This is a genomic window from Janthinobacterium sp. SUN120 (assembly GCF_030397735.1).
In the GTDB taxonomy this organism is placed as follows: domain Bacteria; phylum Pseudomonadota; class Gammaproteobacteria; order Burkholderiales; family Burkholderiaceae_D; genus Janthinobacterium; species Janthinobacterium kumbetense.
The window spans coordinates 1519491-1545512 of the sequence record NZ_JAPUBW010000002.1 but is presented as its reverse complement, the minus strand read 5'-3'; the positions used below and the strand labels follow the sequence as shown (position 1 = coordinate 1545512).

Here is a 26022-nt window from a genome sequence, read left to right as displayed (position 1 = left end):
ATGCTTCCAGGGATAGGTGGAGAAGACGCTGCGGCTCGCTCGTGGCTGGCGCAGCGCGACGGTGCTACGGTCGGTGCTACAGTTTATACAACAGGGCCGCGCCGCCCAGCACCAGCAGCGCGCTGGCGATGGAGACGATGGCCGCGGCGCCCAGCAAGCGCCATTCGCGCGGCGTGAAGCCGGTCGGCGCTGGCGCTGGCGCGGGTACGGGTGCTGCAGGCACGGGCTGGGGCATGGCTGCCGCCGGCAAGGGCGGCAAGCCGCCCGCCGCGCGCGCCTGGGCCGCCAGCGCCTGCGTGGCGGCGTCCAGCAGGGTCAGCTGGCGCTCGACGGTTTCCGCCAGCACGGCTTCGTTCAGCGCCACGAGGGCGAATATCGGGTCATCGACGTCGATCTTGATGCCCGTCTTGTCGAATACGTGGCTGCGCAGTTTGTGCTGGTCCATCTACCACTGCACCTTGTCGAGCTGTTCGAAGATGTCGCGGTAGACGACCTTGATGCGCTGCTTTTCCATGATGTTGAACTTGTCGTTCTGCAACACTTCCTGCATCGTCAGGCGCGCCGTGTTCATTTTCTTGACGTCCGCGCCAAAGGTGTCGGGATTGCGCTGGCTCAAGGTGATGCTGCCTTTGACGCGCGCACGGTTGTCGCTGTACGACTGCGATTCGACGAATTGCTTGCCGGACGCCGATTGCAGCAGGCCGAAGTGTTCGTTTTGCCACAGCACCAGCGGCACGGTCGTCGCTTGGGCGGTGGCGACAAAACCCGTGGCCGTGTCGTGCAGGGTATCGCCGCCGCCGACGATGGTGTGGATGTACACCTTGCGGCCCGATTCCTGCAGCAGCGAAAAACAGTCGTTTTCCAGCAGGTAGCCCATCAGCGGCGAAAACGTGTTCGCGCCATTGTCGACCACGCAGTTGCCGTCTTCTTCGAGGATGTCGATCATCAGCGCGTCGAAGCGTTTCGGGTCGATGTTGCGCGCATCCGTCATCACGGGCACATGCTTGACGTTCATCGCCTTGTAGCGCGAGAACGTGGCGTTTTCCTGATCGGTGTCATAGCAGCGCAAAGGCGTGCCGTCCTTGCCGCCTATCCACTGGGCCAGCAGGGTCGAGACGAGGGTCTTGCCGATGCCGCCCTTGCCCTGCAGGATGAAATGTACCGTGTTTTGCATTGCGACTACTCCAAGTTGTTGCGTCAGTGACAATCAAAGATCCGTGACAGCGGCGCAGGCGCCCGGCCAGGCCACGACTGGCATTTTTACCACAATCCTTTGCAAATATGCCATGCGGAACAGCGAATCTGGTTATGATGTTAATCAGGATACCATTGATACAGAGCAAGTTTTGTGTGAAAAATCCACCCCAGAGTGTGAACGAGGACGCAGTGCCGATCTCCAGTCTCGATAAAGCCGACATTGACCGTCTGAATCAGCAAGCCCTGTCTTGCCTGGTCGGCAACCGCCGCCAGGCGCGCCGGCTGGCGCAGATGGCGCTGGCGGCGGCGCAACGGCAACAGTATGCGCGCGGCGGCGCGTATGCGGAACTCAATCATTGCTGGCTGGCGTATTACGCGGGCGAGGCCGAACCGTCGTGCGAACGCCTGGACGCGTATTTCCAGCACAGCGGCGACCTGGAAGGGGGCATGGAAGTGGCGGCCCTGCAGGGCGCGTATGCGAGCCGGCGCGGCGATTTTGCCGATGCTGAGCAGCATTTCCTGCAGGCGCGCAGCCAGGCCGCGCAGATACCCGACTCGCTGCACAAGTTCATGCTGTACGCGCGCCTGGGCGTCGATGCCCTGAACCGTGGCGATACGCAGGACGGTCCGCGCAATTTCCTGCTGGCGCTGGACATCGCCGAGCGTTTCGGCAGCCCCGCGCACCGGGTCAACAGCCTGTCGAACCTGGCGTCGTCGCAGCATGACCTGGGCAACGATGAAGACGCCATTCCCCTGCTGGTCGAGGCGCTCGACATCATCGGCGCGCAAAAGCTCAAATACCAGCAAACCATCGTTTCGGCCAACCTGGCCATGTGTTTATTAGCCACGGGCAAGCCGGCCGAGGCGCTGGCGCTGGTGGAGCCGTTTTACGAGTGGCCGGAAGAAGACCTGGCCGTGCGCGCCTTTTTGTTTTGCATCGCCGCCCACGCCGCCATCCTGCTGCAACAGCCGGCCAGCGCCCTGCAATTGCTGTTGCGGGCGGAAGAATATGCGCGCCGCGGCCAAGACCTGGAAGAGCAGATGCATGCGTGGCTGGTGCGCGGCAAGCTGGACTTGCACGCGGGCCAGACGGCGCAGGCGCTGGCGTCGCTGACGCAGGCGCACAGCCTGCTGAGCTGGACGCGCAACCCGTTTCACCAGCAGCAGATCTTGCGCGGTTTGTCCGATATCAATGCCCAGCTGGGCGAATGGCAAGCTGCGTATGGTTTCCTGCAGCAATACCAGGCCGCCTACGAGGCCAGCAGCAAGTCGGCGCGCGCTTCGCGCAGCCTGATGCGCAACCTGGAAAAGGAAATGCACAGCCTGAAAGCGGAGCGCGACAAGGCGCTGGAGCTGCAGGCGGCGCGCGAGACGGAAAACGCCAAGCTCGAGCACCTGAACCGCGAACTGGCGCACCAGATCCTGCACGTCAATTCCCTGCAGGACAGCCTGAAGGAGCAGGCCATGCGCGACCACCTGACGGGCCTGTACAACCGCCGCCATTTTGAAACTTGCCTCAATGCCATCCTGCACGAAGCCGATGCGGATGCGCCCGTGGCCATCGCCATCATCGACCTGGATTTTTTCAAGCGCGTCAACGATACCTACGGGCATAACTTTGGCGATGAAGTGCTGATCCAGTTCGCGCGCCTGGTGGAAGGCCAGTTGCGCGGCAGCGACATGCTGTGCCGCTATGGCGGCGAGGAATTCTGCCTGCTGTTGCGCGAAGCCGACAGCCTCATCGCGGCGCACAAGATCGACGATATCGCCGCGCGCTACCGCCAGCTGTTGATCCAGCAAGCGCCGCACAGCTTGTCCGGCTGCACTTTTTCGGCCGGCATCGCCGAGTATCCGCGCCACGGCGCCGGCCGCCACGAATTGCTGATGCGCGCCGACAGCGCCCTGTACGCGGCCAAGCAGGCGGGCCGCGACCGCGCCTGCATCGCCGATGCTACTGGATAAAGCGCAGCAGTTCCCGCAGCGCGTGCGCTACGGCCTGCTCGCGCACGGCCTGGCGGTCGCCGGCGAAGACCCGGCGCTCTGTCTGCACGCGCCCGGCCATGGCCCAGCCGAAGCAGACGGTACCGACGGGCTTGCCCGGTACGCCGCCCGTGGGGCCGGCGATGCCCGTGGTCGAGACGGCCACCTGGGCTTCGCTGTGGCGCAGGGTGCCTTGCGCCATGGCGGCGGCCACTTCCTCGCTGACGGCGCCGTGTGCGGCGATCAGCGCGGCGGGCACGCCCAGCATGCCGGTCTTGGCCCCGTTCGAATAGGTGACGAAACCCCGCTCGAACCAGGCGCTCGAGCCGGAGATATCGGTGACGGCTTGCGCCACGCCGCCGCCCGTGCACGATTCGGCCGTGGCCAGCAGCAAGCCCTTCGCTTGCAAGGCCAGGCCGAGCGCGGTGGAGAGGGGGACGAGTTCGTTGCTCATGGATGACTCCTGCAGGCGGTGAAAATGGTGGCAAGACTGTAGCATGGCCAACGGTAAAAGAAACTTTCCCCGGTCACAGCGAAAATGCGTACACTCTTTTATACATTTGCTACCACTTCGGGCCGGCAGGCGCTCTGTCGCTGCGCCACCCTGGTGTGTATCGCTCGAACAGGCCAGCGGCATGGTGCCGCGCCTTCGTATGCATTATCTTTACTCGGTTGTCATGGCAATTCTGAACTGGACCTGGTGGCGTCATCCTGGCCCCCTGCGCCACCCCGCGCGCGGCGCCGGCCGCCGCGCTCACCGCTGGGGCTGGCTATTGCTGCTGTTGGGCGTGCTGTGCGCGGAGACGCGGGCACAGGTGCCGGGGGAGCTGGAGCGCCAGGTCAAGGCCGCGTATCTGTACAAGTTTGCCGGTTTTGTCGAATGGCCCGACGGCAGCTTTGCCCGGCCCGACGCGCCGCTGGTGATCGGCGTGGCGGGCGCCGATGCGCTGGCCGAGCAGCTCGAGCAGAGCGTGGCCGGGCATAGCGTCAACGGCCGTGCCGTGCAGGTGAAAAAAGTGCGCCGCGGCGAAACGCTGGCCGGGCTGCACGTGCTGTACCTGGGCGCGCTGGAGAAGGCGGCGCTGCAGGAGATGCTGGCCGCCAGCCGTGGCCTGGCGTTGTTGACGGTGTCCGATTCGGATGAGGTCTACGCGATGGGCAGCATGATCAATTTTGTGATGGCCGAGGACAAGGTGCGCTTCGACGTGGCCCTGAAACCCGTGGCGCAGGCGCATATCCGCATCAGCGCGCGCATGCTGCTGGCCGCCTACCGCGTGCAGACGGGAGGCGCTTAGATGATACGACTGCGCTCCATCCGCCACAAGCTGATGTCGGTGGTCTTGCTGACCACCCTGGTGGCCCTCGTCATTTCGCTGGGCACCATCGTCGTCTACGACTTGCGCGCCTACCACCGCAACCTGGTGGCCGATATCAGTACCCAGGCCGAGCTGCTGGGGCACATGAGCTCGGCTGCGCTGGCCTTCGACGACGAACGTCTGGCGCTGGAAAACCTCAACCTGATGCGCATCCGCCCGCGCGTGACGGCCGGCGCCCTGTACAAGGCCGACGGCAGCCTGTTCGCCAGCTACCGCGCGAACCAGAATGTGGGCGAGCTGCCGGCGAAGGTGGGCAAGGAAGGCGAAAGCATCCAGGGCACCTCGGTGGAGCTGTTCAAGCCCATCGTCGACAATGGCGAACTGCTGGGCACCGTGTATTTGCGCGCCGATTACGAGCTGGCCGGCCGCACGGCCGATTACCTGGCCATCGCGCTGGGCGTGACGGTGCTGGCGCTGCTGGTGGCCTTGCTGTTGCTGCGCCGCCTCGATTTCGTCATCACGCAACCGATCCTCGATATTGCCGACGTGGCGCGCGAAGTGATCGAGACGGGCGACTATTCGCGCCGCGCGCGCAAGCTCAGCGTCGACGAAGTGGCGCAGCTGGTCGATTCCTTCAACAAGATGCTGGCCGAGATCGAGCTGCGCACGCAGGCGCTGGAGCGCTCGAACGGCGAGCTGGCGCGCGAAGGCGAGCAGCGCACCCAGGCGCAGCAGGAAGTCATGCGCCTGAACCAGGAGCTCGAAGTGCGCGTGCACGAACGCACGGTGCAGCTGGAAATGACGAATGGCGAACTGGCCATGGCGATGGAAGAGGCGCGCAGCGCCAACTATGCCAAATCGGCGTTTTTGTCGTCGATGAGCCATGAATTGCGCACGCCGCTCAACGCCATCCTGGGCTTCGCGCAAATCCTCAGTTCCGACCGCCTGCCGTCGACCCTGGAGCAAAAGAAGGAGTTCGCCGGCCATATCCTGAAATCGGGGCGCCACCTGTTGACCTTGATCAATGAAATCCTCGACCTGGCGAAGGTGGAATCGGGTACGGTCAGCCTGTCGCTCGAACCGGTGGGCCTGGACGCCATCTTGCAGGAATGCCGCGACATGATCGCGCCGCTGGCCAGCCAGCGCGGCATCGGCATGGCTTTCCCCGACGCCTGCCCCCTGAACGTGCTGGCCGACCGCACGCGCCTCAAGCAGATCTTGTTGAACCTGCTGTCGAATGCGCTCAAGTACAACCGCGAGCATGGCGAGGTGAGCATCGCTTGCGCGCCGCAGGCGGGCGGGCGCGTGCGCATCAGCGTGCGCGACACGGGCGTGGGCCTCGACGGCGAACAGGTGGCGCTGCTGTTCCAGCCCTTCAACCGGCTGGGGCAGGAGGGCGGCACGGAAGAAGGCAGCGGCATCGGCCTGGTGGTCACCAAGCGCCTGGTGGAGCTGATGGATGGCAGCATCGGCGTGACCAGCGCGCCCGGCGAGGGCAGCACGTTCTGGATCGAGTTGCGCGTGGTCGATGCCTTGCCCGCGCCCGCCACCCTGGCCTTGCCGCGGCCGGACTTGGCCGGCGCGCTGCTCGAGCACAGCGCCCCCGTGACCTTGCTGTACGTGGAAGACAATCCCGCCAACCTGACCCTGGTCGAGGAAATCGTGCGCTATTGCCCGCAATTGCAGCTGCTGACGGCCACGGATGGCCGCCTGGGCGTGGAAATGGCGCGCACGCACCTGCCGCAGCTGATTTTGATGGATATCAACCTGCCGCACGTGAACGGCTCGGACGCGCTGAAATTGCTGCGCGCCGATCCCCGCACGGCGCACATTCCCGTCATCGCCCTGACGGCCAACGCCATGCCGGGCGACGTGGAGCGCAGCCTGGCGCTGGGCTTTTACCGCTATCTGACCAAGCCGATCAACCTCGATGAATTTACCGAGGCGATCAACAGCACCCTGGCTTACGTGGCGCAGCAGCGCCGGCAGAAGGGAACAGGCGCTCCATGATCAGCCAGGCCGATATCTACGCGGCGAAAATTCTCATCGTCGACGACCAGGAAGTCAATCTGCGCCTGCTCGAGCATTTGCTGCAAAGCGGCGGCTACACGGCCGTCAGCAGCACCCTCGACGCGCGCGCCGTGGCCGGCCTGCACCAGCGCCACCAGTTCGACCTGATCATCCTCGACCTGGCGATGCCCGGCATGAGCGGCTACGAGGTGATGGATGCCTTGCGCCCGCTGGAACTGGAAGGCTATCTGCCCGTGCTGGTGATCGCCGCCGACCCGGACGCCAAGCTGGCGGCGCTGGAAGCGGGGGCGCGCGACTTCATCAGCAAGCCGTTCGACGCGCTCGAGGTGCTCACGCGCATCCGCAACATGCTCGAAGTGCGGCTGTTGCACCGCGCCGCGCGCCACTACAACACCTTGCTCGAACGCACGGTGGGCCAGCGCACGGCCGAACTGCAGCGCTTTCGCGGCGCCATGGACGCCACCACCGACGCCATCTTCCTCGTCGACGTGCTGGGCATGACCCTGGTCGACGTCAACGATGGCGCGTGCCGCCTGCTCGGCTATGCGCGCGCCGAACTGCTGGCGCTGGCGCCCGGCACCTTGCTGCCGTCGCCGCCGGCCCCGCCGCTGGCCGGGCTGCCGGGCGGCCCGGCGCACCTGGCCACGGAAGTGACGGAGTGCGAACTGGTGCGGCGCGACCTGAGCCTGATACCCGTGGAACTGGGCTGGCACTGGTATGCGCAGGCGCCCGTGGCGGGTGGGCAGGGCGCGGGCGGCCTGCTGCTGATCGCCGTGGCGCGCGATATCAGCGAACGGCGCCAGGCGCAGGAGCGCCTGAAGCACCTGGCCCATTACGATGGCTTGACGGGGCTGCCGAACCGCAGCCTGTTTTACCAGACCCTGGCCCAGGCCGTCGAACTGGCGCAGGAAAAAAGCTGGCGCATCGTGGTGCTGTTCATCGCGCTGGACCGCTTCAAAAGCATCAACGACACCCTGGGCGCGGCGCTGGGCGACGAATTGCTGCGCCAGTTCAGCAACCGCCTGGTCGAATGCGTGCGCCTGCGCGACACGGTGGGCCGCCTGGGCAACGACGAATTCGCGCTCATATTGACCATGAGCCGCAACCAGCAGGAAGCCGTGGCCGTGGCGAACCAGGTGCGCGAAGCCTTGCGCGCGCCATTCGACTTGCGCGGCCATGCGGCCACCCTGACGGCCAGCATCGGCATCGCCATGTATCCGGATGACGCCACCGACCCGGAAACCCTGATCAAATACGCGAATACGGCCATGGGCGGCGCCAAGCAGGCGGGCCGCGACGGCTACCGCTTTTTCACGGCCGGCATGAACGTGCAGGTGCTGGCGCGCCTGGACCTGGAACTGGCGCTGCGCCATGCGCTCGAACACGAGCAGTTCATCCTGTACTACCAGCCCAAGGTGGATTTGCGCACGGGCCGCATCAGCGGCGTGGAAGCGCTGCTGCGCTGGCGCCGTCCCGGCTACGGCCTGGTGGCGCCGGCCGAATTCGTGCCGGTGCTGGAAGACACGGGCCTGATCGTGCGCGTGGGCGCCTGGGTGATCCAGGCCGCCTGCCGCCAGATCGCCGAGTGGCGCGACAGCGAGGTGGGGCCCGTGCACGTGGCCGTGAACGTGTCGAGCCGCCAGTTTGCCGAAGGCGACCTGGAAGGCGAGGTGACGCGGGCGCTGGCGCTGCACGGCGTGGCGCCGGAATTGCTGGAGCTGGAATTGACGGAAACGGCGCTGATGTCGAACGCCGAGCGCACCATCGTCGTGCTGGGAAAATTGAAGAAAATCGGCGTGAAGGTGGCCATCGACGATTTCGGCACCGGGTATTCTAGCCTGGCCTACCTGCAGCGCTTCCCCATCGACAAGCTGAAGATCGACATCGCCTTCGTGCGCAACATCACCAGCAACCCGAACGACGCGGCCATCGCGCTGGCCATCGTCAGCATGGCGCACAGCCTGAAACTGAGCGTGGTGGCCGAAGGCGTGGAATCGCGCCCGCAGCTGGAATACCTGCGGCGCAACCGCTGCGATGAAATCCAGGGCTTCTATTTCAGCCGCGCCCTGCCGGCGCTGGAACTGGGGCAGATGATTGTCGCCGGCGCCGGCCTGCCGCCCGGCCACGACCCGGCCGCGCAGCCAGCGCAAACCCTGCTCATCGTCGACGACGACGTCAACGTGCTGTCATCGCTGCACCGCCTGTTCCGTCCCGAGGGCTATCACATCCTCACGGCCAGCACGCCGGCCGAAGGTTTCGAGATGCTGGCCCTGCACCGCGTGCACGTCATCGTCTGCGACCAGCGCATGCCCAGCATGAGCGGCACGGAATTCCTCAGCAAGGTCAAGGAGCTGTACCCGGAAACCATCCGCATCATCCTCTCCGGTTACACGGGCCTGGAAGCCGTGCTCGATTCGATCAACCGCGGCGCCATCTACCGCTTTTATACGAAGCCGTGGGACGACACCCAGCTGCGCGACAACATCCGCCTGGCCTTCCAGCACTACTGGATGGTGAACCAGCCGGGGCTGGCGCGGGTGGCGGTGCGGTAGAACTTAGTCGCTGAAGTGGTCGAAGGACGATAAGCGCAGGTCGAGCGGCTGCCCCGTTGCATCCACCAGCCGCAAGCCCGCCTGCGCCTCGACGCTGCCCACGCGCGTGACGGGCGTGCCGCAGCTTGCCGCCAGGGCGGCGATGGCCTCGCGCGACGATGTCGGCGCCGTGAAGCACAGTTCATAGTCGTCGCCGCCGGCGGCCGTGTAGCGGCGGCGCACGCTGGCCGCTTGCCGCGCCAGCACGGGGCCGGCCGGCAGGGCGTCGACGTCGAGGGTGGCGCCCACTTGCGACGCTTTCAAGATATGGCCCAGGTCTCCCGCCAGGCCGTCCGAGATGTCGATGGCCGCATGCGCCAGGCCCGCCTCGGCCAGGGCGCAGCCCAGCGCCACGCGCGGCGTGGGCGTGTGCATGCGCGCGGCCGCTGTCAGCAGGTCGGCGGGCGCCAGCTCCTGTTCCATGCGGTAGCCGGCCAGCGCCAGGCGCGCGTCGCCCACGGTGCCGCTGACCCAGATATCGTCGCCCGCCACGGCCGCGCCGCGGCGCAGGGCTTGCCCCGGCGCCAGTTCGCCAAATACGGTGATGCAGATATTTAAGGGCCCCTTGGTGGTGTCGCCGCCGATGAGTTCGCAATCAAAGGCGTCGGCCAGCGCGAACAGACCTTCGGCAAAGCCGGCCAGCCAGGCGCGTTCCGCCTGCGGCAGGGCCAGCGCCAAAGTAAATGCGACGGGACGCGCGCCCATGGCGGCCAGGTCGGACAAATTCACGGCCAGGCTTTTGTGGCCCAGCATGCGGGCATCGGCGCCGGCAAAGAAGTGCCGGTCCTCGACCAGCATGTCCGAGGAGATGGCGATCTGTTTGCCCGCGCCGGGCGTGAGCAGCGCGCAATCGTCGCCGATGCCCAGGGTGGCGCGGCCGGGGCGCTGGCGCACGAAATATTGTTTGATCAGGTCGAATTCGGAAAGCGCGTCGTGTGGGGCCATGGTTCGTCTGCAGGTTGAGTAAGGGTGTGGCGCCACTATTATAGGCTGGCCTACAATGCCCGTCTTTGCCAGCCTTGTTCATTTTCTATGCCCCTACACGATATCCACACCGTGCTGCAGTCGTATCTTGACGACGGCTGGCTGCGCGAACCGCAGGCCGTCGGCCTGGACACGTTTACGGCGCCGGAACTGCTGGCGCGCGGGTTTTACGAGCTGTGCGATGGCGGCCAGCTGTGCCTGTATGAGGACGAACGTTACTTCCGCCGTGCCGGCCGCGCCGTGCAGGCCTCGTTCAAGGTGTATCTGCAGCAGGGTCGCTTGCACGCGAACGGGCTGGAGCTCGGCTATCAAGTGCGCCTGGCCAGCGTGCTGCGCGCGGCGCGGCGCCCCCTGCCGCCGTTCCGGCTGCTGCTGGAAAGTGGCGCCCACAGCGGGGCGCTGCTCTTCGACAGCGGCCTGGTGCTGCAGTTCGCCACCAACCTGCGCGGCGCGGCCCGCCATTATTTCCTTACCCTCGTCGAGGGACAGCTGCCCGATCCCGGCGCAGGCGACCTCGACCTGCGCGCCGCCAGCGAGGGCCACGTCCAGGCCCTGTACGGCCACTGTGCGCCAGAAGAATTGCAGCGCCAGGCAAGGCGCGGCCATGCTGCCCTGCGCGAGCTGGCACGCGTGCTCGCTTAAACCTTCTTCGCCTGCGCCATGCCCTGCAGCAGCTTGGCCAGCAACTGGTCGAGCTGGCGCTGCTCGTCCGAGTTCAAAGCCGAGAGCATCGCGCGCTCGTTGTCCACGTGCAACAGCACCAGCCTTTCAATCAATTCCAATCCCCTTTGCGTCAGGGCCACCAGCACGCCGCGCCGGTCCGTCGGATGCTTCCGGCGTTCGATCAGGCCGGCCGCTTCCAGGCGGTCGATGCGGTTGGTCATGCCGCCCGAGGACAGCATGGCCGCCTCGTACAGGGCCGTCGGCGTCAGGCTGTAGGGCGCGCCCGAGCGGCGCAAGGTGGCCAGCACGTCGAATTCGCCCGGCTGCAAGCCGTGTTCCGCAAACAGGGGGTTGAGCCAGTCGCGCGCCATCAGCTGGGCCACCGTGCCCAGCTGGCCCACCAGCTGCATGGCGTTCGTATCCATCTGCGGCAGTTCGCGCTGCCATTGTGCGGCGGCAAATTGCGCGCGCGTGTGTTCTTGCGGGGTATCTGTCATGGTGCCATCCATTTATCTCGACATCAAGATACATTTCTATCTTTATGTTAAGATACTTTTCATCGAGTTATTTTATATGACGCATTAAACCATGTGCCTCCCAGCGAGGCAAGGACTACTCTCCCATGCCATCCGAACGCCCCGTCTCTTCCCCGCTTCCCTCGTCCGCCCTGGTGGTGGCCGCCATCATCCTGCTGGGCCTGAACCTGCGGCCCATCCTGGCCGCCATCGGCCCCTTGCTGGACAGCATCCAGGCCGGCACGGGCCTCAGCAATGCTGACGCGGGCTTGCTCACCACCGTGCCCGTGTTCGCCATGGGCGTGTGCGCCTTGCTGGGCGCGCAGCTGCAGCGCCGCCTGGGCGTGGCGCGCGGCATCGGCATCGGCATCGCCATCATCGCTTGTGCCTGCGCGCTGCGCTGGCCCCTGCACGGCAGCGGCGGCCTGATCGCCACGGCGGCCCTGGGCGGCCTGGGCATCGCGCTGGTGCAGGCGCTGTTGCCCGCCTTCATCAAGCGCCATTTCCCCGCGCGGGCAGGGCAGCTGATGGGGTTTTATACGACGGGCATCATGGGCGGCGCGGCCATTGCCGCCGCATCCGCTTCGCCCCTGGCGCAGTCGCTGGGTTGGCAGGCGCTGCTGGCCCTGTGGGCGCTGCCCGCCGTGGCGGCCGCGCTGCTGTGGCGCCGCGCATCCGCCTCGCGCGTGGACGTGGCCAGCGGCGCCGGCGCCAGCCTGCCCGTGGGCAGTGGCCGCGCCTGGCTGCTGATGGTGTTTTTCGGCATCGGCACGGGCGCCTACACCCTGGTGCTGGCCTGGCTGCCGCCGTTTTATACGGAACTGGGCTGGAGCGCGGCCGACAGCGGCTTGCTGCTGGGCGGCCTGACCCTGGTGGAAGTGCTGGCGGGACTGGTCATTTCCAGCGTCATCCACCGCTTTCCCGACCGCCGCATCCTGCTGCTGTCCGTCTTGCTGGCCGTGCTGGCCGGCCTGGCTTGCCTGATCGTGGCGCCCGCGCAACTGGCGCTGCCCGCCGTGATATTACTGGGCTGCGGCATCGGCGCCCTGTTCCCCCTGTCGCTGATCGTCAGCATGGACCATGTGACGGACCCGGCCGGCGCCGGTGCGCTGCTGGGATTCGTGCAGGGCGGCGGCTACATCATCGCCAGCAGCATGCCCTTCATCGCCGGCCTGATCCGCCAGCATTCGTCCAGTCTGGTGCAGGCGTGGATGGTGATGGCCGCCGGCGTCGTGGTCTTGCTGCTGATCGCCGTGCGCTTCGCGCCCGGTGCTCATCTGGCCCCGTCGCGTTAGCGTGCGCTTGCCGGGTGCCGGCAACTGCTATATTTCGCCCATGAACATCGTCGACCACTATTTGGCAGGCTTGCGCCAGGCCATGCCGCCGGAACCGCTGGCGGAGCTGGCGCTGGCCAGCGGCGCCAGCGCGGCGCAACTGGCCAGCCTGCGCCAAACGTATCCGCTGTGCCCGGACAGCCTGCTGCGCTTGCTGGGCCAGTACAACGGCACCTATTATCAGGAGTATCCCGGCGGCACGGTGCTGGTGTACATGCTGGGCTCGGACGTGTTCGAGTATCCGTATTACCTGAGCTCCGTCGAGCAGATCTTCAAGGACGGGCAGGCGAACCAGCGCAGCATCGCCGACATCTACGGCCATTATCTGGACGACGATCCCGGCATCGTCGACGCCCGCATCGACGCCGGCATCCGGCAGGGCCAGCGCCTGTGTTTTTCGCATTGCATGAACAATGGCGGCTCGTCGCGGCTGTATATCGATTTCACGCCCACGGCGTCGGGCAAGGTGGGGCAGGTGGTGCGCTTCCTGCACGATCCCGACAGCTACCTGGTCATCGCCGACAGCTTCGACGCTTATCTGCAGATGCTGATCGATGATGGCTATGCCTTCCTGACCGATGAAAATTTTGAATAACCGGGCCGCGCCGCCGTCCCTGCTGCCCGCCAACCGCCGCATCGTGCTGTCCGGCGAGGATGCGCTGCGCATCCTGCGCGAGATCGAATTCCTGCTGCAGTCGCTGCATCACATCGGCCGCCATTATTATCCCGACGGCGACGATGACGGCGCCGATGCCCTGCGCCGCGTGCAGTATTGCGCGGAGACGACGCGCTTCATCGACGCGCAGCAAGCGACGACGCGCCTGGCGCTGATGCGCCGCATTTTGTCCGCGCCGTTCGACGGCACCCTGGGCGCGGACGACATGGACGATATCGAGCGGGCCGTCGCCGCGCTGCCGCTGTGGCGCGCCGCCGACATTCCATCATAAAAACTAATTGAAATCTAAAATTTGATAGTTTTTCCTGTTCAGGACGTTTGTGCCGCCGCACGGCCTTACAATGCTAGGTTATGCGTTTTCGTGATATCAGACTGTGGCTAGCGGAAAATACCTAGCTAATTGAAAGAATCGGTCTGATAAAATCCGGAACACCCGATCGACCAAACAGGAAGGCAGCACAGCATGGATTCGTCATCTGATAAAAAAGAAGAATTGCGTCAACAATTGCGCTTGGCCGCACTCGAGTATCACGAGTGCCCGCGCCCCGGCAAAATCAGCGTGACGCCGACCAAACAACTGACCAACCAGCGCGACCTGGCGCTGGCCTACTCGCCAGGCGTGGCCGCTCCCTGCGAAGAAATCGTCATCGATCCGGCGAATGCCTATAAATATACGGCGCGCGGCAACCTGGTGGCCGTCATCACCAACGGCACGGCCGTGCTGGGACTGGGCAATATCGGTCCGCTGGCCGCCAAGCCGGTGATGGAAGGCAAGGGCGTGCTGTTCAAGAAGTTCGCCGGCATCGACGTCTTCGACATCGAAATCAACGAGATGGACCCGGACAAGCTGGTCGACATCATCGCTTCGCTGGAACCGACCTTCGGCGGCGTGAACCTGGAAGACATCAAGGCGCCCGAGTGCTTCTACATCGAGCGCCAGCTGCGCGACCGCATGAAGATTCCCGTCTTCCATGACGACCAGCACGGCACCGCCATCATCGTCGGCGCGGCCATCCTGAACGGCTTGAAAGCCGTCGGCAAGAAGATCGAGGATTGCAAGCTGGTCGTGTCGGGCGCGGGCGCCGCGGCGCTGGCCTGCCTGGACCTGATCGTCGACCTGGGCTTCCCGCTGAAAAACATCTACGTCACCGACCTGGCCGGCGTCGTCTACAAGGGCCGCACGGAACTGATGGACCCGGACAAGGAACGCTTCGCGCAAGACACGCCGCTGCGCACCCTGGCCGAGATCATCCCGGACGCCGACATCTTCCTCGGCGTCTCCGCCGGCGGCGTGCTGAAGCAAGACATGGTGCGCAAGATGGCGCCGAACCCGCTGATCCTGGCGCTGGCCAACCCGAATCCGGAAATCCTGCCGGAAGAAGTCAAGGCCGTGCGCAGCGACGCCATCATCGCCACGGGCCGTTCGGACTATCCGAACCAGGTCAACAACGTGCTGTGCTTCCCGTACATCTTCCGCGGCGCCCTCGATTGCGGCGCCACCACCATCACGCGCGAGATGGAAATCGCCGTCGTGCACGCGATCGCCGACCTGGCGCATGCCGAGCAGTCCGACATCGTGGCCACCACCTACGGCATCAGCAACCTGTCGTTCGGTCCTGAATACCTGATCCCGATGCCGTTCGATCCCCGTTTGCTGATCAAGATCGCGCCGGCCGTCGCCAAGGCGGCCGAGGATTCGGGCGTCGCCACGCGTCCGATCAAGGACTTGCAAGCGTACGCGGACAGCCTGCAGCAATTCGTCTACCGCAGCGGCACCTTCATGAAGCCGCTGTTCCTGATGGCCAAATCCACGCCAGCCGAACTCAAACGCATCGTCTACGCCGAAGGCGAAGAAGAGCGCGTGCTGCGCGCCGTGCAAGTGGTGGTCGATGAAAAACTGGCGCGCCCCATCCTGGTCGGCCGCCCACCGGTGCTCGAAGCGCGCATCCAGAAGTTCGGCCTGCGCCTCAAGCAAGGCGTCGACTTCGACGTCATCAACCCGGACTTCGACGAGCGCTATCGCGATTACTGGAATACGTACTACGCCATGACGAGCCGCAAAGGCGTTACCGAGGAATACGCTAAACTGGAAATGCGCCGCCGTCACACCCTGATCGGTTCGATGATGATCCACAAGGGCGACGCCGACGGCATGATCTGCGGCACCTTCGGCACCACCCAGCTGCACCTGAAATACATCGATCAGGTGCTGGGCAAGCGCGCCGGCAGCAATGTCTACGCCGCCATGAACGTGCTGATCATGCCGGAACGCCAGCTGGTGATGGTCGACACGCACGTCAATGAAAACCCGGACGCCGACCAATTGGCCGAGATCACCATCATGGCCGCCGAAGAGATGACCCGTTTCGGCCTGTCGCCGCGCGCGGCCCTGCTGTCGCACTCGAACTTCGGTTCCAGCGACAGCGCCTCGGCGCAAAAGATGCGCGCCGCGCTGGCCATCATCAAGGAACGCGCGCCGGACCTGGAAATCGACGGCGAAATGCACGGCGATACGGCCCTCGACAGCAAGCTGCGCCAGAAAATCATGCCGAATTCGGCACTGAAGAACGACGCCAACCTGCTCGTCATGCCGAACATCGAATCGGCCAACATCGCCTACAACCTGGTGAAGACGGCCGCCGGCAACGGCATCGCCGTCGGTCCGATCCTGCTCGGTTGCGCCAAGCCCGTGCACATCCTGACGCCATCGGCCACCGTGCGCCGCATCGTCAACATGACGGCCCTGTGCGTCGTCGACGCCGTGGCGCAGCGCAAAGCCTAAGGGTTTAGCTGCCGCCTGAAAGCCGCGCCATCCGCAAGGAGGCGCGGCTTTTTTTACATGGGCGACACGGGCAGGGCCGCGGCGGGCGGATGGCGGCGCAGGTAGTAATGGCGGTACAGCATGATCTCGCCCCATACCAGCAGCAGCGCCACCAGCGCGAACAGGCCCAGCGTGATCTTGAGCGAATTGAAATAGGCGCCGGCTTGCCGTTTGATGGCGTCGATGAAAATCATCGGCACTGACTTGTCGAGTTTGCTGAAGTCGGCATGGCGCGCCACGTCGGTGGTCAAGCGCACGGCCAGGTCGGTGCCCAGCGCGGCCAGCTCGCCAGTCGCCTGGCCACGGAAGTTGGCGCCCTTGAGCGCTTCGCCGAGCAGGCCGACCCTGGCGATCAGCTGTTCCTGCAGCACCTGCGTCAGCAGCACGCTGCCGCGGCGCAGAATGAATTCATTGATCCAGCGCGCCTTGCTGCGTTCCCAGTAGCTGCTGGACGTGGGCTGGTAATACATGCCTTGCACGAACGGTTCGAGCAGGCTGCGCACGCTGATGGGCTGGCCCGGGGCGATCAGCTTGACCTGCTGTTCCAGGTAGACGCGCAGCGCCGGCATCTGTGCCTCGACCACGGGCTGCAAGTCGCGCTCGAGGGCCTGGTTGACCACGCGGTGCACGCTGTGCACGGCGCCAAATCCGGCACCGAGGAGCGGCAGCGCGAGCAGGATCAGCACATAGCTGAGCTTGGCGGCCACATGCCAGGCGCGGGGACGGCGCACCAGCAGGCATTTTCTGGCCAGCTGGTAGCAGATGCCGAGCGCCAGCACGAAGCCGGCCGCGCTGCACAGCAGCATCCACGGCAGGGCGGTCCACAGCAGTTCGCCGCCGAACGGCACCAGGCTATTGCCCCAATTGACGAGTTGTTGGTTCATGTACATTGCTTTGATATGGATAAACAGGCAAGTATACCCATTGTGCAACGACATGGAGCGCGCTTGGTGTCAGTGCGCCATCAGCACCGGCAAGGTCATCTGGCGCAGCACGGTTTCCGTCACGCCGCCCAGCAGGATTTCGCGGAAGCGCGCGTGGCCGTAGCCGCCCATCACCAGCAAGTCCGCATGCACTTCGGCGGCCATGGCCAGCAGCGCCGCGCCGATGTCGCCCGTGGCGACGGCCGGGCGCACTTCCACGGGCACGCCATGGCGGCTCAGGTAGGCGGCGATGTCGGCGCCCGGATGGCGCGCCGGCTGCGCGTGGCCGACCGGCGGATGCAGCAGGGCCAGCACCACCAGGCGCGCCGCGCGCAAGAGGGGCAAGGCGTGGCCGATGGCGCGCGTCGCTTCCATGCTGCCATCCCAGGCCACCACCACCGTGTTGTCCACTTGTGCGAACTGGCCGCTGCGCGGCACGATCAGCACGGGACGGGCCGCGTTCAGCATCACGTAGGGCACCAGGTCGCTCATGGCGCCGGGCAAGGCTTCGCTGTCGTCGTGCTGGCTCAGCACGGTCAGATCGCTGTAGCGGGCGCTGACGGCCATGCCGCCATCCTCATCGTCTTCGATCAGGCGCCGCTCGAGCGAGACGGCGCCGGCCTGGCGCGCCAGCGTCTCGAACTGGTCCAGCGCCTGTTCCGCTTGCCCGTGCAAGGCTGAAATCTGCGCCGCCACGGCCGCGCCGCGCATGCCGCGGTTGTTTTCCAGGGTAAAGCGCGACATGCCCGTCATGGCGGCGCCGATCAGGTGCGCCTGGTGCGCGTGCGCCAGCCGCGCCGCGATGGCGATGCGTTGCGGCGCATGGCGCGACAGGTCGGCGTGGACGAGGATGGATTTGTAAGCCATGTTGTCACTCGGTAGTCAGGATGGCAACAAGGCTAGAACGGCAACACGGGCAAGTCCAGCATTGCCGTGCCGGCCGGGGCTTTTCTTATGCTGGGCTTGATGTAAGTCAAAAAAAGAGAGGCCAAGGCCATCTGCAAGTGCGCAGCCAGGAATTTGCAAGCTGTTTGATGTGCATCAAAATGCCTGCCCCGCCGCCAGCCATAATGGCATTGAACTCCTGGCCCCTCCAGTGGTCTGCATCGGCGCCGGCGCCATCTGTCCGGCACTTGCTTGTGTGACGCAACAACGCTGGCCGTGGCGGGAGTTCACTCTTCAAGCGGGCGCGTGGTGTTCCGCTTTCTCAGCCCAGCGCAGCCGGATGGCGTCGATGGCGGGCAATTCCCCGACAAACAGGTCGACCAGCCGCGCATCGAAATGGCTGCCTTGTTGCGCCCGCAGATAGCCCACGGCGTCCGACACCGACCATGCGCGCTTGTACGGGCGCACCGAGGTCAGCGCGTCGAACACGTCGGCCACGGCGACGATGCGCCCCGCCAGCGGGATCGCTTCGCCCGCCAAGCCGTTCGGGTAACCGCTGCCATCCCATTTTTCATGGTGCGACACGGCGATGGCGCGCGCCAGCGCCAGCATGCCGCCTTCCGCATGTTCGCCGATGATGTCGCCGCCGATGCGCGCGTGCGTCTGCATGATGGTCCACTCGTCCGCGTCGAGCTTGCCCGGCTTTTGCAGGATGCGGTCGGGGATGCCGATCTTGCCCACGTCGTGCATGGGCGCCGCGTGCAGCAGGTCGTCCGCGGCGGCCTCGTCCATGCCGGCGGCCACGCCCAGCAGGCGCGCGTAATGGCTCATGCGGATCACGTGCAAGCCTGTTTCATTGTCCTTGTATTCGGCCGCCAGGCCCAGGCGCTGGACGATCTGCAGCCGCGTTTCCTTCAATTCATCGATGCGCACCAGCGACAGGTGCGTGCGCACGCGGGCGCGCACGATGGCGGGGCTGAGCGGCTTGGTGATGTAATCGACGGCACCCGCCTCAAAACCGCTCAGTTCGTCGCGCATGTCGTTCAGGGCCGTGACGAAAATGACGGGAATGGCGGCCGTCAGCGGCGCGGCCTTCAGCTGGCGGCAGGCGTCGTGGCCGCTCATGCCGGGCATCATCACGTCGAGCAGGATCAGGGCCGGGCGCTCCTGCTGCGCCAGTGCCAGCGCCCGCGCGCCATCCTTGGCGAACAGCAGCGCATAATCGTTCTGCAAGATCTGGCGCAGCAATTGCAAATTGGCCGCCTCATCGTCGACGATGAGAATCACGGGCCTGGCTGGTGCATTCATGGGGACTCCGGGGCGTAGGTGTGCAGCAAGTCGTGCAGCAGCGACTGTGCTTGGGGGAAATCAAAGTCGTCGATGGCATGCAGCAGCGGCGTCAGCTCGTCCGCTTGCGCGCCCATGGCGTGCTGCAACTGTGCTTGCGCCGCGTCGTCGAGTTCGCCGCGCCGCAAGGCGCTTAACAGGGCATTGGCCGCTTGCCGGACGGCGGGCGCGTCGATGGCCGCCCCCGTAGCCGCCGGCAAGGCAGGCGGCGCCAGCCGGGCGATGGCGGCCGTTGCCGCCGGCCATTGCGTCAGCAGGGCGCCCAGGATCTCGTCGAGCTGCAGTGCCGTGGCGGGAGCGGTACCGGGACCGGGACCGGGACCGGCGCAGCATTGCTCCAGCGCCGCCAGGCTGGCGGCCAGTTGCTCCAGTCCCAGGTTGGCGGCCACGCCGCGCAGTTGGTGGCTGTGCGACAAGAGCGCCGCGTGGTCGCGCGCTTCGATGGCGGCCAGCAGGGCGGGAGGCAGGCGCGGATGCTCGCGTCCGAAACGGGCCAGCGCCGCGCGGTAGGCGCTGTCGTTGCCGGCCCAGCGCTGCAGGGCGCCCGCATGGTGCAGCACCCGTCCGCCAGCGGGCGGCGGTGCGAGGCTATCGTCGGCCGGGTCCGCCGCCAGGCCCAGCACGCGCGCGATTTCCAGCGCCAGCGCCTGCCATTCGACGGGCTTGGTGGCGAAACCGTCCATGCCGGCCGCCCGCGCCGCCTTGCGGTGCGCCTCGAGCACGCTGGCCGTCATGGCGATCACGGGCACGCGCGGGCGTCCGTCGCGCAGGGCGGCGGCACGGATGGCTTGCGTGGCGGCCAGGCCATCCATGTGCGGCATTTGCAAGTCCAGCAGCAGCACGTCGAAGTCGTCCTGCTGCGCCAGCTGCAAGGCTTGCGCGCCATCGCCGGCCGTGACCACCGTGTGGCCACGCTTGCCCAGCAGTAAGCTCAGCAGTTCCAGGTTTTGCGGCACGTCGTCGGCGGCCAGCACGCGCAGGGGCGGCAGGCGCACGCTGCGCCGTTCGCTGGCGGGCAGCGCCGCCTGGCGCGCCGGCAGCAAGGGCAGCATGACGTGGAACACGCTGCCGTGCGGCAAGGCGGCATCGGCCCAGATGCGCCCCTGCATCAGGGTCACCAACTGCCGGCTGATGGTGGTGCCCAGGCCCGTGCCGCCGAAGCGCCGCGTGGTCGAGGCGTCCGCTTGCACGAAGGGATCGAAAATGGCGTCGCGCCGTTCCGCGGGGATGCCGATGCCGCTGTCCTGCACCAGCAGGTGCAGCTGGCCCTCGTCGCGGCGCGCCGCCAGGCTGACGACGCCGCCGGGCGTGAACTTGATGGCGTTGTCGAGCAGGTTGCCCAGCACTTGCCGCATGCGCAATTCGTCGCCATGCAGCATGGCCGGCAGTTGCGGGTCGTACTGCACCTCCATGCGCAAACCCTTGGCGCGCGCATGGATGCCATACGTGGACGCCAGCTCATCGACCAGCGCCAGCAGGCTGTAGTCGCGCAATTCCAGCGCCACGGCGCCCTTGTCCAGCTTGGCAGTATCGAGCACTTCGTTGAGCAGGCGCAACAGCGAGCGGCCGGATTGGCGTACGGTATCGAGGTGGCGCCGCTGTTCCGGCGCCAGCGGCGAGTCGAGCAGCACATCGGTAAAGCCGAGGATGGAATTCATCGGCGTGCGGATTTCATGGCTCATGTTGGCGACGAAGCTGGCCCGCGTGGCGGCCGCCAGCTCCGCTTTTTCCTTGGCCATGCGCAAGTCTTCCTCCATTTGCCGCCGTTCGCTGATGTCGAGGATGACGCCGTCGACCCAGCGCACGGCGCCTGCCGCGTCGTGCACGACGGTGCCCCGCTCCCACAGCCAGCGCGCCGTGCCGTCCGCATGCAGCAGCCGGTATTCGAGCAGGTAGGGCTCGCCGCTGGCGACGCTGCGGTTGAAGACGTCGATGACGTAGGCGCGTTCTTCGCTGGCGATCAGACCCGTGATGGTGCGGCGCGGCGCCGCGCCGAGAAAGTCGGCGGGCGGATAGCCGGTGACCCCTTCCACGCCGTCGCTGATGAACAGCATGGGCTGGTTTTCCGCCGTGGTGCAGCGAAAGGCGATGCCGGGCAGATTGCCGATCAGCGAGCGCAACTGCTGCTCGCTTTCGCGCAGGGCGGCCAGCATGGCGCGCCGTTCGCTGATGTCCGTAATGAACAGCACATATAAATCCTGGTCGGCCAGGCGCGCGCTGGCCATCGAGCGCTGCACGGCGACCGGGACCCCATCCTTGCGCAGGTAGACGATTTCCTCGCTGGTGTGGACCGCCTCGCCTTCGCCCGTGCGCAGGTAGTGCAGCAGGCCCTGCTGTTCTGACTGGCGCACGTCGCTGACCAGCAGGCTGACGTGGCGGCCGACAATTTCCGCCGCCCGCCAGCCGAGGATGCGCTCGGCGGCGCCGTTGAAGTCGACGATGCCGCCATGCCGGTCGATGGTGATGACGCCGTCGACCGTGCTCGTCAACAGCGAGCGCGTCCAGTGTTCGCTCTGGTTCAGGTGGCGAAACAGTTCGCGGTAGCGCAAGATGCCCACGGCCGAGGCGACGAGGATCGTCAGGGCGATGGTCAGCAGGGTCACGCTGATCACCAGCATGGGCCGGTTGGCATCGGCATCATTGCCTGGGGGAATCGTCCCCACGAAGCGGGCGGCTTGCATGCCCATGTAATGCATCCCGGCAATCGCGCAACCCATGACGCCAGCGCTGATCAAGGTGCGCCGCGAGGCGGACACGCGGCCGCTCCAGCCGCGCAGGCCGAAGCGTATCCACAGGGCCACGGTGGCCAGCGCCACGGCAACGACGAGCGACAGCGCGAACAGCAGCGGGTCGTAGCGCAGCGACAGGCCCATGCGCATGGCGTGCATGCCCGTGTAATGCATGGCGCCGATGCCCAGGCCCACCAGCAGGCCGCTCCTGAGCAGCAGCGGCGCCGTGACGGCGCGCCGGCTGATGGTGGCCAGGGCCACGAACGAGGCCGCCACGCTGGGCACGATGGATAGCAAGGTCAGGCCCGGATCGTAGGCGACGCTGGTGCCCAGCTCGAAGGCCAGCATGCCGATGAAATGCATGGCCCACACGCCGCAGCCCAGCGCCAGGCTGCCGGCCAGCAGGCACAGCAAGTGCAAGCGGCGGCTGATGCTCGCCTGCGCGCGGCTGTACGCCGTCATCTGGAAGGCCATCCACGACGTGAAAATGGCGATCACGAGCGACAGCAGCACCAGGCCCGGCGCATGCTGGCCGTGGTGCAGCTGGGCCGGATCGGCGGGCAGGTGGAACAGGTGCTGGACGCTGGCAGGTATCATCGTGGGCAGGCAAATAGAGCGTCGTGGCGCTGAAAACAGGATCGGGGCCGGCCATCGCTGCGGGTGGCCGATGCAAATGACCTTACCAGATTTCTGGAAACAAATATCTTATTTGTAATTATTTTCTCTGTCGTGCAAGCCGTGCGCAGGCGAAAAAGTGGGGCGTATGCCTCGCCGCACCAAGGGAATGGCGGTGCTGGCGAAGAAGTTTCCGTCAGGAATTGTGTGGTTTTTTTGCAAAGTGCGACGTCTTGCCGGGCGTCATGCTACATTCGCGTCCTGCTTTTTTCTGAAAGGATGACGATGCCTTTAGGTAACAACTTCTTGCGGCATAATCAGCAAGCCTGGGATGCCCAGGCGACCCGGAACAGTCCCTGGTCGCAGCCCGTCGACAGCGCCACCATCGCGGCGGCGCGCGCCGGACAGTGGCTCATCCACCTGACGCCCGGCCCCTTGCCGGCCGGCTGGCTGGATGACGTGCGTGGCAAGCGCATCCTGTGCCTGGCCGGTGCCGGCGGGCAACAGGCGCCCGTGCTGGCGGCCGCCGGCGCGCATGTGACCGTCTTTGATCTGTCTGAGCAGCAACTGGCGCAAGACCGCATGGTGGCCGAGCGCGACGGCTTGCAGTTAATCACCGTGCGGGGCGACATGCGCGACCTGGCCTGCTTCGCCGACGCCAGTTTCGATGTCATCGTCCATCCCGTGTCGAACCAGTACGTGCCCGATATCGCCCCCGTGTGGCGCGAATGCGCGCGCGTGCTGGCGGACGCTGGCGTGCTGTTGAGCAGCTTCTTCAACCCGGCCGTGTTCATCGGCGACCGCGACCCGCAATGGGCAAAACAGGGCTTGATACGGCCGCGTTTCGTGCTGCCGTATTCGGATGTGGAGGATATGGATGCCGATGCGCTGGCGGCGCGCATGGAAAGGGGCGAGGCACTGATCTTTGGCCACGGCCTGGACAGCCAGATCGGCGGCCAGCTGGCGGCGGGCTTCGTGCTGGTGGGTTACCACGAGGAAATGCATCCCCACCCGCGCTTTGAAATTGAAAAATACCTGCCCAGCTTTATCGCCACGCGCGCCGTCAGGCTGGCGCGCGCGGGATAGCTTTAGTTGTAGGGCTGCAAGTCCAGCCAGACGGCATACGACAGGCGCTTGCCATTCCACAGTCCGCCGCCGCGGATGACGGCGTCGCACGAGGTCAGCTGGCCCACCAGGTCCATGCGGCCCAGGTTGCGGCGCAGGCGCAGCGCGTCGTTGTGCGACAGGTAGCCGACCAGCTGGCCGTCGATGAAGACGGCGATGGCCTTGTCCTGGAACGGGTTGGCGTCGTCGCAGACGAGCAGGGCCAGGCATTTCTCTTCCGCATTGCCGGGACCGTGCTCGCCGGCCAGTTTGGCGATGGCGGGCTGGTACATCGATTCGTTTTCCACTTCCGACGCAAAGCGCCCCTCATCGGTCCAGTGATGCGCGGGTGCGCCCGCAGGAATCGCCGGCACATACTGGCGCACCGACATGAGCGGCTTGTGCAGCGGTTTGGCGGGCGTGCGGCCGCTGAAGACGTAGTACAGCAGGGCGATGACGATCACGATGGCAAGCAGGTAAAGCATGGTATCTCTCTGATTTCTGAAGGGGAAGCCGGTGGCGCGGGCGCATTGCGCGGCGTTGCCGCTACTATAGCAAGTTCGTCGCCCGGTTCCGGGTAAATCTGGCCATCAGGCGGCGCCGGCGGCGCAGTGCGCGCGGGTCGATCAGCACGATGGGCGAGGCGCCCGTCAGCCCCGAATAATACTGGCCGTGCTGGCGCAGCACGATGGCATAGTCGCGCAGCGCGTGGCCCTGCGCCAGCATGCGCGCGTCGCAATCGACTTCGATGGCAAAGCGCAGCCGGTGCAGCTGCCACCACAGGGGCACATTCCACGGCATGAGAATAATCAAGGCGTACGCCACGGCCAGCAGCTGCGGGTCGCGCGCGGCCAGCCGGCATTGGGCGTGCGCCAGCAGCAGCGCTTGTTGCTGGGGCGAAATCAATCGCAGCCAGACGGGCATCACGATGCGCGGCCGCAGCAGTCCCGCCACGCAGGGACCGATGCCGCCGCTCAGGAAGACGGGTGTGCCCAGCAACGATGTTTTCTGCCAGCGGCGCTGGTGCGACAGCAGCCAGACGCTGCGCAGCGCCAGCAGCAGCAACATGCCGCTCGATAGCATGAACCAGCCCAGTTTCAGCTGCGCCTGTTCCGCCGGCATGGCCGCCAGCACGCCGGGCAGCCATGCCAGGGGCACGATGGCGGACGCGGCGATGGCCGCCAGCCACAGCCAGCGCGTCGCGCGCCCGCGCCTTTGCTGCGCGCGCTCGGCGCGCCAGGCGGCGGCGCTCAACAGCAGCGCCAGCGTCATGGTGCACAGCAACCAGGCCGGCATCGGGCGCCTAGCGCTTCAGCGCCATGCCGACGGAGGCGGGCGCCGTGTGCTTGAAACCGAACTGCGCATACAGGTCTTGCGCCTGGCCATCGGCGATCAGGCTGACATACGCGCTTTCCGGCACGTCGCGATCGATGAACTGGCGGATTTCGCGCATGATCAGCTTGCCCAATCCCTTGCCCTGGTGGGCCGGCAGCACGGCGATATCGACGACCTGGAAGAAACAGCCGCCATCGCCGATGATGCGGCCCATGCCCACCACCTCGTCGCCATGCAGCACTTGCACAGCAAACAGGGAATTCGGCAAGCCCCGGGCCGCGGCATCCGTGGTTTTCGCGCTCAGGCCGGCGGCGACGCGCAGGTGCTGGTAGGTGGCGATGGACGGGATGGCCAGGCGGGTGGTGTAGGGCGATGCTGCGGTCAAGGCGGTCTCCTGTAGAAATAGTTTGGAGCGGCAATTATAGGCGGCGATGGATTTTCGTGACGGCAGGCTTTATTCATCGCGCCCTATGTCGTCCGTGCCGCTTTTGCGCTATGGTGGCGCCATCCCCATATTTGTTGAAAGCACGCCATGTCCGCAGGATTTACCGCCACCGAGTTGTCCGTCATCAATGAAGACGACGCCCTGATCACCACCCTGGCCGCGCCAGTCGGCAAAGGCGAGCCCGTCTACCTGATGCTGCAGCGCGCCGACCAGTATGACGAGCAGGACGTGGCCATGGGCATGGACGAGCCCTACATCGAATATGGCGGCCAGGAATTTGCCTGGTACGGCCACATGCACGCCGTGATCCTGCATCCGAACCGCCTGTCCGTGCAGATGGATGCCGAGGCCGCCATGCAGATGGACGACGACGGCCAGATCGACGTGCGTTTCAATTTGACGCCCGAGCGCTACGCCCAGCTGCAGCAGGCGCTGCGGACCACGTTCGAGGGCTGCGACTACTATCGCGAAGAACGTTGATCTGCGTGGACGGCACCGGCCATGATGTCGGGTATGCTGGATAGAGGATAT

General features: G+C 65.8%; 23 protein-coding genes. 11 read left to right on the top strand and 12 right to left on the bottom strand.

Annotation, left to right across the window (positions count from 1 at the left end):
* Positions 1-76 precede the first annotated feature (76 nt).
* Positions 77-445 carry a hypothetical protein gene (locus tag O0879_RS16640; protein ID WP_289917552.1) on the bottom strand — a complete coding sequence of 123 codons (369 nt, stop codon included), beginning with the start codon at positions 443-445 and terminating at the stop codon, positions 77-79.
* Positions 446-1174, bottom strand: coding sequence for a hypothetical protein (locus O0879_RS16635; protein WP_077408658.1), 729 nt, complete (start codon positions 1172-1174; stop codon positions 446-448).
* 212 nt (positions 1175-1386) lie between these two features.
* Here O0879_RS16635 and O0879_RS16630 point away from each other — a divergent pair, with 212 nt between their 5' ends.
* Positions 1387-3159 (top strand): GGDEF domain-containing protein, encoded by a 1773-nt coding sequence (locus tag O0879_RS16630; protein WP_251350145.1) that lies wholly within the window; start codon positions 1387-1389, stop codon positions 3157-3159.
* Here O0879_RS16630 and O0879_RS16625 read toward each other — a convergent pair.
* Positions 3149-3631, bottom strand: a complete 483-nt coding sequence (locus O0879_RS16625; protein WP_289917550.1) for a CinA family protein — start codon at positions 3629-3631, stop codon at positions 3149-3151. The genes O0879_RS16630 and O0879_RS16625 overlap by 11 nt on opposite strands.
* A gap of 223 nt (positions 3632-3854) precedes the next feature.
* Between O0879_RS16625 and O0879_RS16620 the strand changes: the two genes are divergently transcribed.
* The 3 genes from O0879_RS16620 to O0879_RS16610 are packed head-to-tail and all read left to right on the top strand — an operon-like array spanning position 3855 to position 9076.
* Positions 3855-4472 (top strand): YfiR family protein, encoded by a 618-nt coding sequence (locus O0879_RS16620; RefSeq protein ID WP_180278680.1) that lies wholly within the window; start codon positions 3855-3857, stop codon positions 4470-4472.
* The gene (locus tag O0879_RS16615; RefSeq protein ID WP_289917548.1) at positions 4473-6503 is read left to right on the top strand and encodes an ATP-binding protein; all 2031 of its coding nucleotides are present in this window, start codon (positions 4473-4475) and stop codon (positions 6501-6503) included. It abuts the gene before it with no gap.
* Positions 6500-9076, top strand: coding sequence for an EAL domain-containing protein (locus O0879_RS16610; protein WP_289900164.1), 2577 nt, complete (start codon positions 6500-6502; stop codon positions 9074-9076). Before O0879_RS16615 ends, O0879_RS16610 begins: the two co-directional genes overlap by 4 nt.
* A gap of 3 nt (positions 9077-9079) precedes the next feature.
* Here the strand turns inward: O0879_RS16610 and thiL are convergent, their stop codons facing one another.
* Positions 9080-10060: a thiamine-phosphate kinase gene (thiL, locus tag O0879_RS16605; protein WP_289900165.1), complete on the bottom strand. Its 981-nt coding sequence runs from the start codon at positions 10058-10060 to the stop codon at positions 9080-9082.
* A gap of 87 nt (positions 10061-10147) precedes the next feature.
* On the opposite strand from thiL, the gene O0879_RS16600 reads away from it, so the two are divergent.
* Positions 10148-10741, top strand: coding sequence for a hypothetical protein (locus O0879_RS16600; RefSeq protein ID WP_289917546.1), 594 nt, complete (start codon positions 10148-10150; stop codon positions 10739-10741).
* Here O0879_RS16600 and O0879_RS16595 read toward each other — a convergent pair.
* The gene (locus O0879_RS16595; protein WP_289917543.1) at positions 10738-11259 is read right to left on the bottom strand and encodes a MarR family transcriptional regulator; all 522 of its coding nucleotides are present in this window, start codon (positions 11257-11259) and stop codon (positions 10738-10740) included. The two genes, O0879_RS16600 and O0879_RS16595, sit on opposite strands and share 4 nt — an antisense overlap.
* 125 nt (positions 11260-11384) lie before the next feature.
* Here O0879_RS16595 and O0879_RS16590 point away from each other — a divergent pair, with 125 nt between their 5' ends.
* The 4 genes from O0879_RS16590 (at position 11385) to O0879_RS16575 (ending at position 16069) form a co-directional block, all read left to right on the top strand.
* Positions 11385-12572 carry an MFS transporter gene (locus O0879_RS16590; RefSeq protein ID WP_289917541.1) on the top strand — a complete coding sequence of 396 codons (1188 nt, stop codon included), beginning with the start codon at positions 11385-11387 and terminating at the stop codon, positions 12570-12572.
* A gap of 40 nt (positions 12573-12612) precedes the next feature.
* A complete protein-coding gene (locus O0879_RS16585; RefSeq protein ID WP_289917539.1) occupies positions 12613-13206 on the top strand; it encodes an SMI1/KNR4 family protein in 594 nt (197 codons plus the stop codon).
* Positions 13190-13558 (top strand): hypothetical protein, encoded by a 369-nt coding sequence (locus O0879_RS16580; protein WP_289917535.1) that lies wholly within the window; start codon positions 13190-13192, stop codon positions 13556-13558. The genes O0879_RS16585 and O0879_RS16580 overlap by 17 nt, the downstream gene beginning before the upstream one ends.
* A gap of 192 nt (positions 13559-13750) precedes the next feature.
* Positions 13751-16069 (top strand): NADP-dependent malic enzyme, encoded by a 2319-nt coding sequence (locus O0879_RS16575; RefSeq protein ID WP_099666388.1) that lies wholly within the window; start codon positions 13751-13753, stop codon positions 16067-16069.
* 53 nt (positions 16070-16122) lie between these two features.
* Here O0879_RS16575 and O0879_RS16570 read toward each other — a convergent pair whose 3' ends face one another.
* The 4 genes from O0879_RS16570 to O0879_RS16555 all read right to left on the bottom strand — a co-directional run bounded on the left by O0879_RS16570 (position 16123) and on the right by O0879_RS16555 (position 22589).
* The gene (locus tag O0879_RS16570) at positions 16123-16992 is read right to left on the bottom strand and encodes a hypothetical protein (RefSeq protein WP_289917534.1); all 870 of its coding nucleotides are present in this window, start codon (positions 16990-16992) and stop codon (positions 16123-16125) included.
* 69 nt (positions 16993-17061) lie between these two features.
* Positions 17062-17898 carry a universal stress protein gene (locus tag O0879_RS16565; protein ID WP_289917531.1) on the bottom strand — a complete coding sequence of 279 codons (837 nt, stop codon included), beginning with the start codon at positions 17896-17898 and terminating at the stop codon, positions 17062-17064.
* Between the two features lie 312 nt (positions 17899-18210).
* A complete protein-coding gene (locus tag O0879_RS16560; RefSeq protein ID WP_289917529.1) occupies positions 18211-19224 on the bottom strand; it encodes an HD domain-containing phosphohydrolase in 1014 nt (337 codons plus the stop codon).
* Positions 19221-22589 (bottom strand): MHYT domain-containing protein, encoded by a 3369-nt coding sequence (locus O0879_RS16555; protein ID WP_289917528.1) that lies wholly within the window; start codon positions 22587-22589, stop codon positions 19221-19223. The genes O0879_RS16560 and O0879_RS16555 overlap by 4 nt, the downstream gene beginning before the upstream one ends.
* Before the next feature lie 297 nt (positions 22590-22886).
* On the opposite strand from O0879_RS16555, the gene O0879_RS16550 reads away from it, so the two are divergent.
* The gene (locus O0879_RS16550) at positions 22887-23693 is read left to right on the top strand and encodes a class I SAM-dependent methyltransferase (RefSeq protein WP_289917526.1); all 807 of its coding nucleotides are present in this window, start codon (positions 22887-22889) and stop codon (positions 23691-23693) included.
* Between the two features lie 2 nt (positions 23694-23695).
* Here O0879_RS16550 and O0879_RS16545 read toward each other — a convergent pair whose 3' ends face one another.
* The 3 genes from O0879_RS16545 to O0879_RS16535 all read right to left on the bottom strand — a co-directional run bounded on the left by O0879_RS16545 (position 23696) and on the right by O0879_RS16535 (position 25431).
* A complete protein-coding gene (locus tag O0879_RS16545) occupies positions 23696-24196 on the bottom strand; it encodes a hypothetical protein (protein ID WP_034780522.1) in 501 nt (166 codons plus the stop codon).
* A gap of 64 nt (positions 24197-24260) precedes the next feature.
* A complete protein-coding gene (locus O0879_RS16540) occupies positions 24261-25007 on the bottom strand; it encodes a M56 family metallopeptidase (RefSeq protein WP_289917524.1) in 747 nt (248 codons plus the stop codon).
* Positions 25008-25014: 7 nt separating this feature from the next.
* Complete coding sequence (locus O0879_RS16535) at positions 25015-25431, bottom strand: GNAT family N-acetyltransferase (RefSeq protein WP_289917522.1); 417 nt, start codon at positions 25429-25431, stop codon at positions 25015-25017.
* A 147-nt stretch (positions 25432-25578) separates the two neighbouring features.
* On the opposite strand from O0879_RS16535, the gene O0879_RS16530 reads away from it, so the two are divergent.
* Entirely contained in the window at positions 25579-25971 is a 393-nt protein-coding gene (locus O0879_RS16530) for an Imm10 family immunity protein (RefSeq protein ID WP_289917520.1), read from the top strand.
* The last annotated feature ends 51 nt before the right edge of the window (positions 25972-26022 follow it).

What these genes read in the sequence shown, in the direction of transcription:
- O0879_RS16640 (WP_289917552.1), bottom strand. Translation starts at nt 445, where the DNA reads ATGGACCAGCACAAACTGCGCAGCCACGTATTCGACAAGACGGGCATC.
- O0879_RS16635 (WP_077408658.1), bottom strand. Translation starts at nt 1,174, where the DNA reads ATGCAAAACACGGTACATTTCATCCTGCAGGGCAAGGGCGGCATCGGC.
- O0879_RS16625 (WP_289917550.1), bottom strand. Translation starts at nt 3,631, where the DNA reads ATGAGCAACGAACTCGTCCCCCTCTCCACCGCGCTCGGCCTGGCCTTG.
- O0879_RS16620 (WP_180278680.1), top strand. Translation starts at nt 3,855, where the DNA reads ATGGCAATTCTGAACTGGACCTGGTGGCGTCATCCTGGCCCCCTGCGC.
- O0879_RS16615 (WP_289917548.1), top strand. Translation starts at nt 4,473, where the DNA reads ATGATACGACTGCGCTCCATCCGCCACAAGCTGATGTCGGTGGTCTTG.
- O0879_RS16610 (WP_289900164.1), top strand. Translation starts at nt 6,500, where the DNA reads ATGATCAGCCAGGCCGATATCTACGCGGCGAAAATTCTCATCGTCGAC.
- thiL (WP_289900165.1), bottom strand. Translation starts at nt 10,060, where the DNA reads ATGGCCCCACACGACGCGCTTTCCGAATTCGACCTGATCAAACAATAT.
- O0879_RS16600 (WP_289917546.1), top strand. Translation starts at nt 10,148, where the DNA reads ATGCCCCTACACGATATCCACACCGTGCTGCAGTCGTATCTTGACGAC.
- O0879_RS16595 (WP_289917543.1), bottom strand. Translation starts at nt 11,259, where the DNA reads ATGACAGATACCCCGCAAGAACACACGCGCGCGCAATTTGCCGCCGCA.
- O0879_RS16590 (WP_289917541.1), top strand. Translation starts at nt 11,385, where the DNA reads ATGCCATCCGAACGCCCCGTCTCTTCCCCGCTTCCCTCGTCCGCCCTG.
- O0879_RS16585 (WP_289917539.1), top strand. Translation starts at nt 12,613, where the DNA reads ATGAACATCGTCGACCACTATTTGGCAGGCTTGCGCCAGGCCATGCCG.
- O0879_RS16580 (WP_289917535.1), top strand. Translation starts at nt 13,190, where the DNA reads ATGAAAATTTTGAATAACCGGGCCGCGCCGCCGTCCCTGCTGCCCGCC.
- O0879_RS16575 (WP_099666388.1), top strand. Translation starts at nt 13,751, where the DNA reads ATGGATTCGTCATCTGATAAAAAAGAAGAATTGCGTCAACAATTGCGC.
- O0879_RS16570 (WP_289917534.1), bottom strand. Translation starts at nt 16,992, where the DNA reads ATGAACCAACAACTCGTCAATTGGGGCAATAGCCTGGTGCCGTTCGGC.
- O0879_RS16565 (WP_289917531.1), bottom strand. Translation starts at nt 17,898, where the DNA reads ATGGCTTACAAATCCATCCTCGTCCACGCCGACCTGTCGCGCCATGCG.
- O0879_RS16560 (WP_289917529.1), bottom strand. Translation starts at nt 19,224, where the DNA reads ATGAATGCACCAGCCAGGCCCGTGATTCTCATCGTCGACGATGAGGCG.
- O0879_RS16555 (WP_289917528.1), bottom strand. Translation starts at nt 22,589, where the DNA reads ATGATACCTGCCAGCGTCCAGCACCTGTTCCACCTGCCCGCCGATCCG.
- O0879_RS16550 (WP_289917526.1), top strand. Translation starts at nt 22,887, where the DNA reads ATGACGATGCCTTTAGGTAACAACTTCTTGCGGCATAATCAGCAAGCC.
- O0879_RS16545 (WP_034780522.1), bottom strand. Translation starts at nt 24,196, where the DNA reads ATGCTTTACCTGCTTGCCATCGTGATCGTCATCGCCCTGCTGTACTAC.
- O0879_RS16540 (WP_289917524.1), bottom strand. Translation starts at nt 25,007, where the DNA reads ATGCCGGCCTGGTTGCTGTGCACCATGACGCTGGCGCTGCTGTTGAGC.
- O0879_RS16530 (WP_289917520.1), top strand. Translation starts at nt 25,579, where the DNA reads ATGTCCGCAGGATTTACCGCCACCGAGTTGTCCGTCATCAATGAAGAC.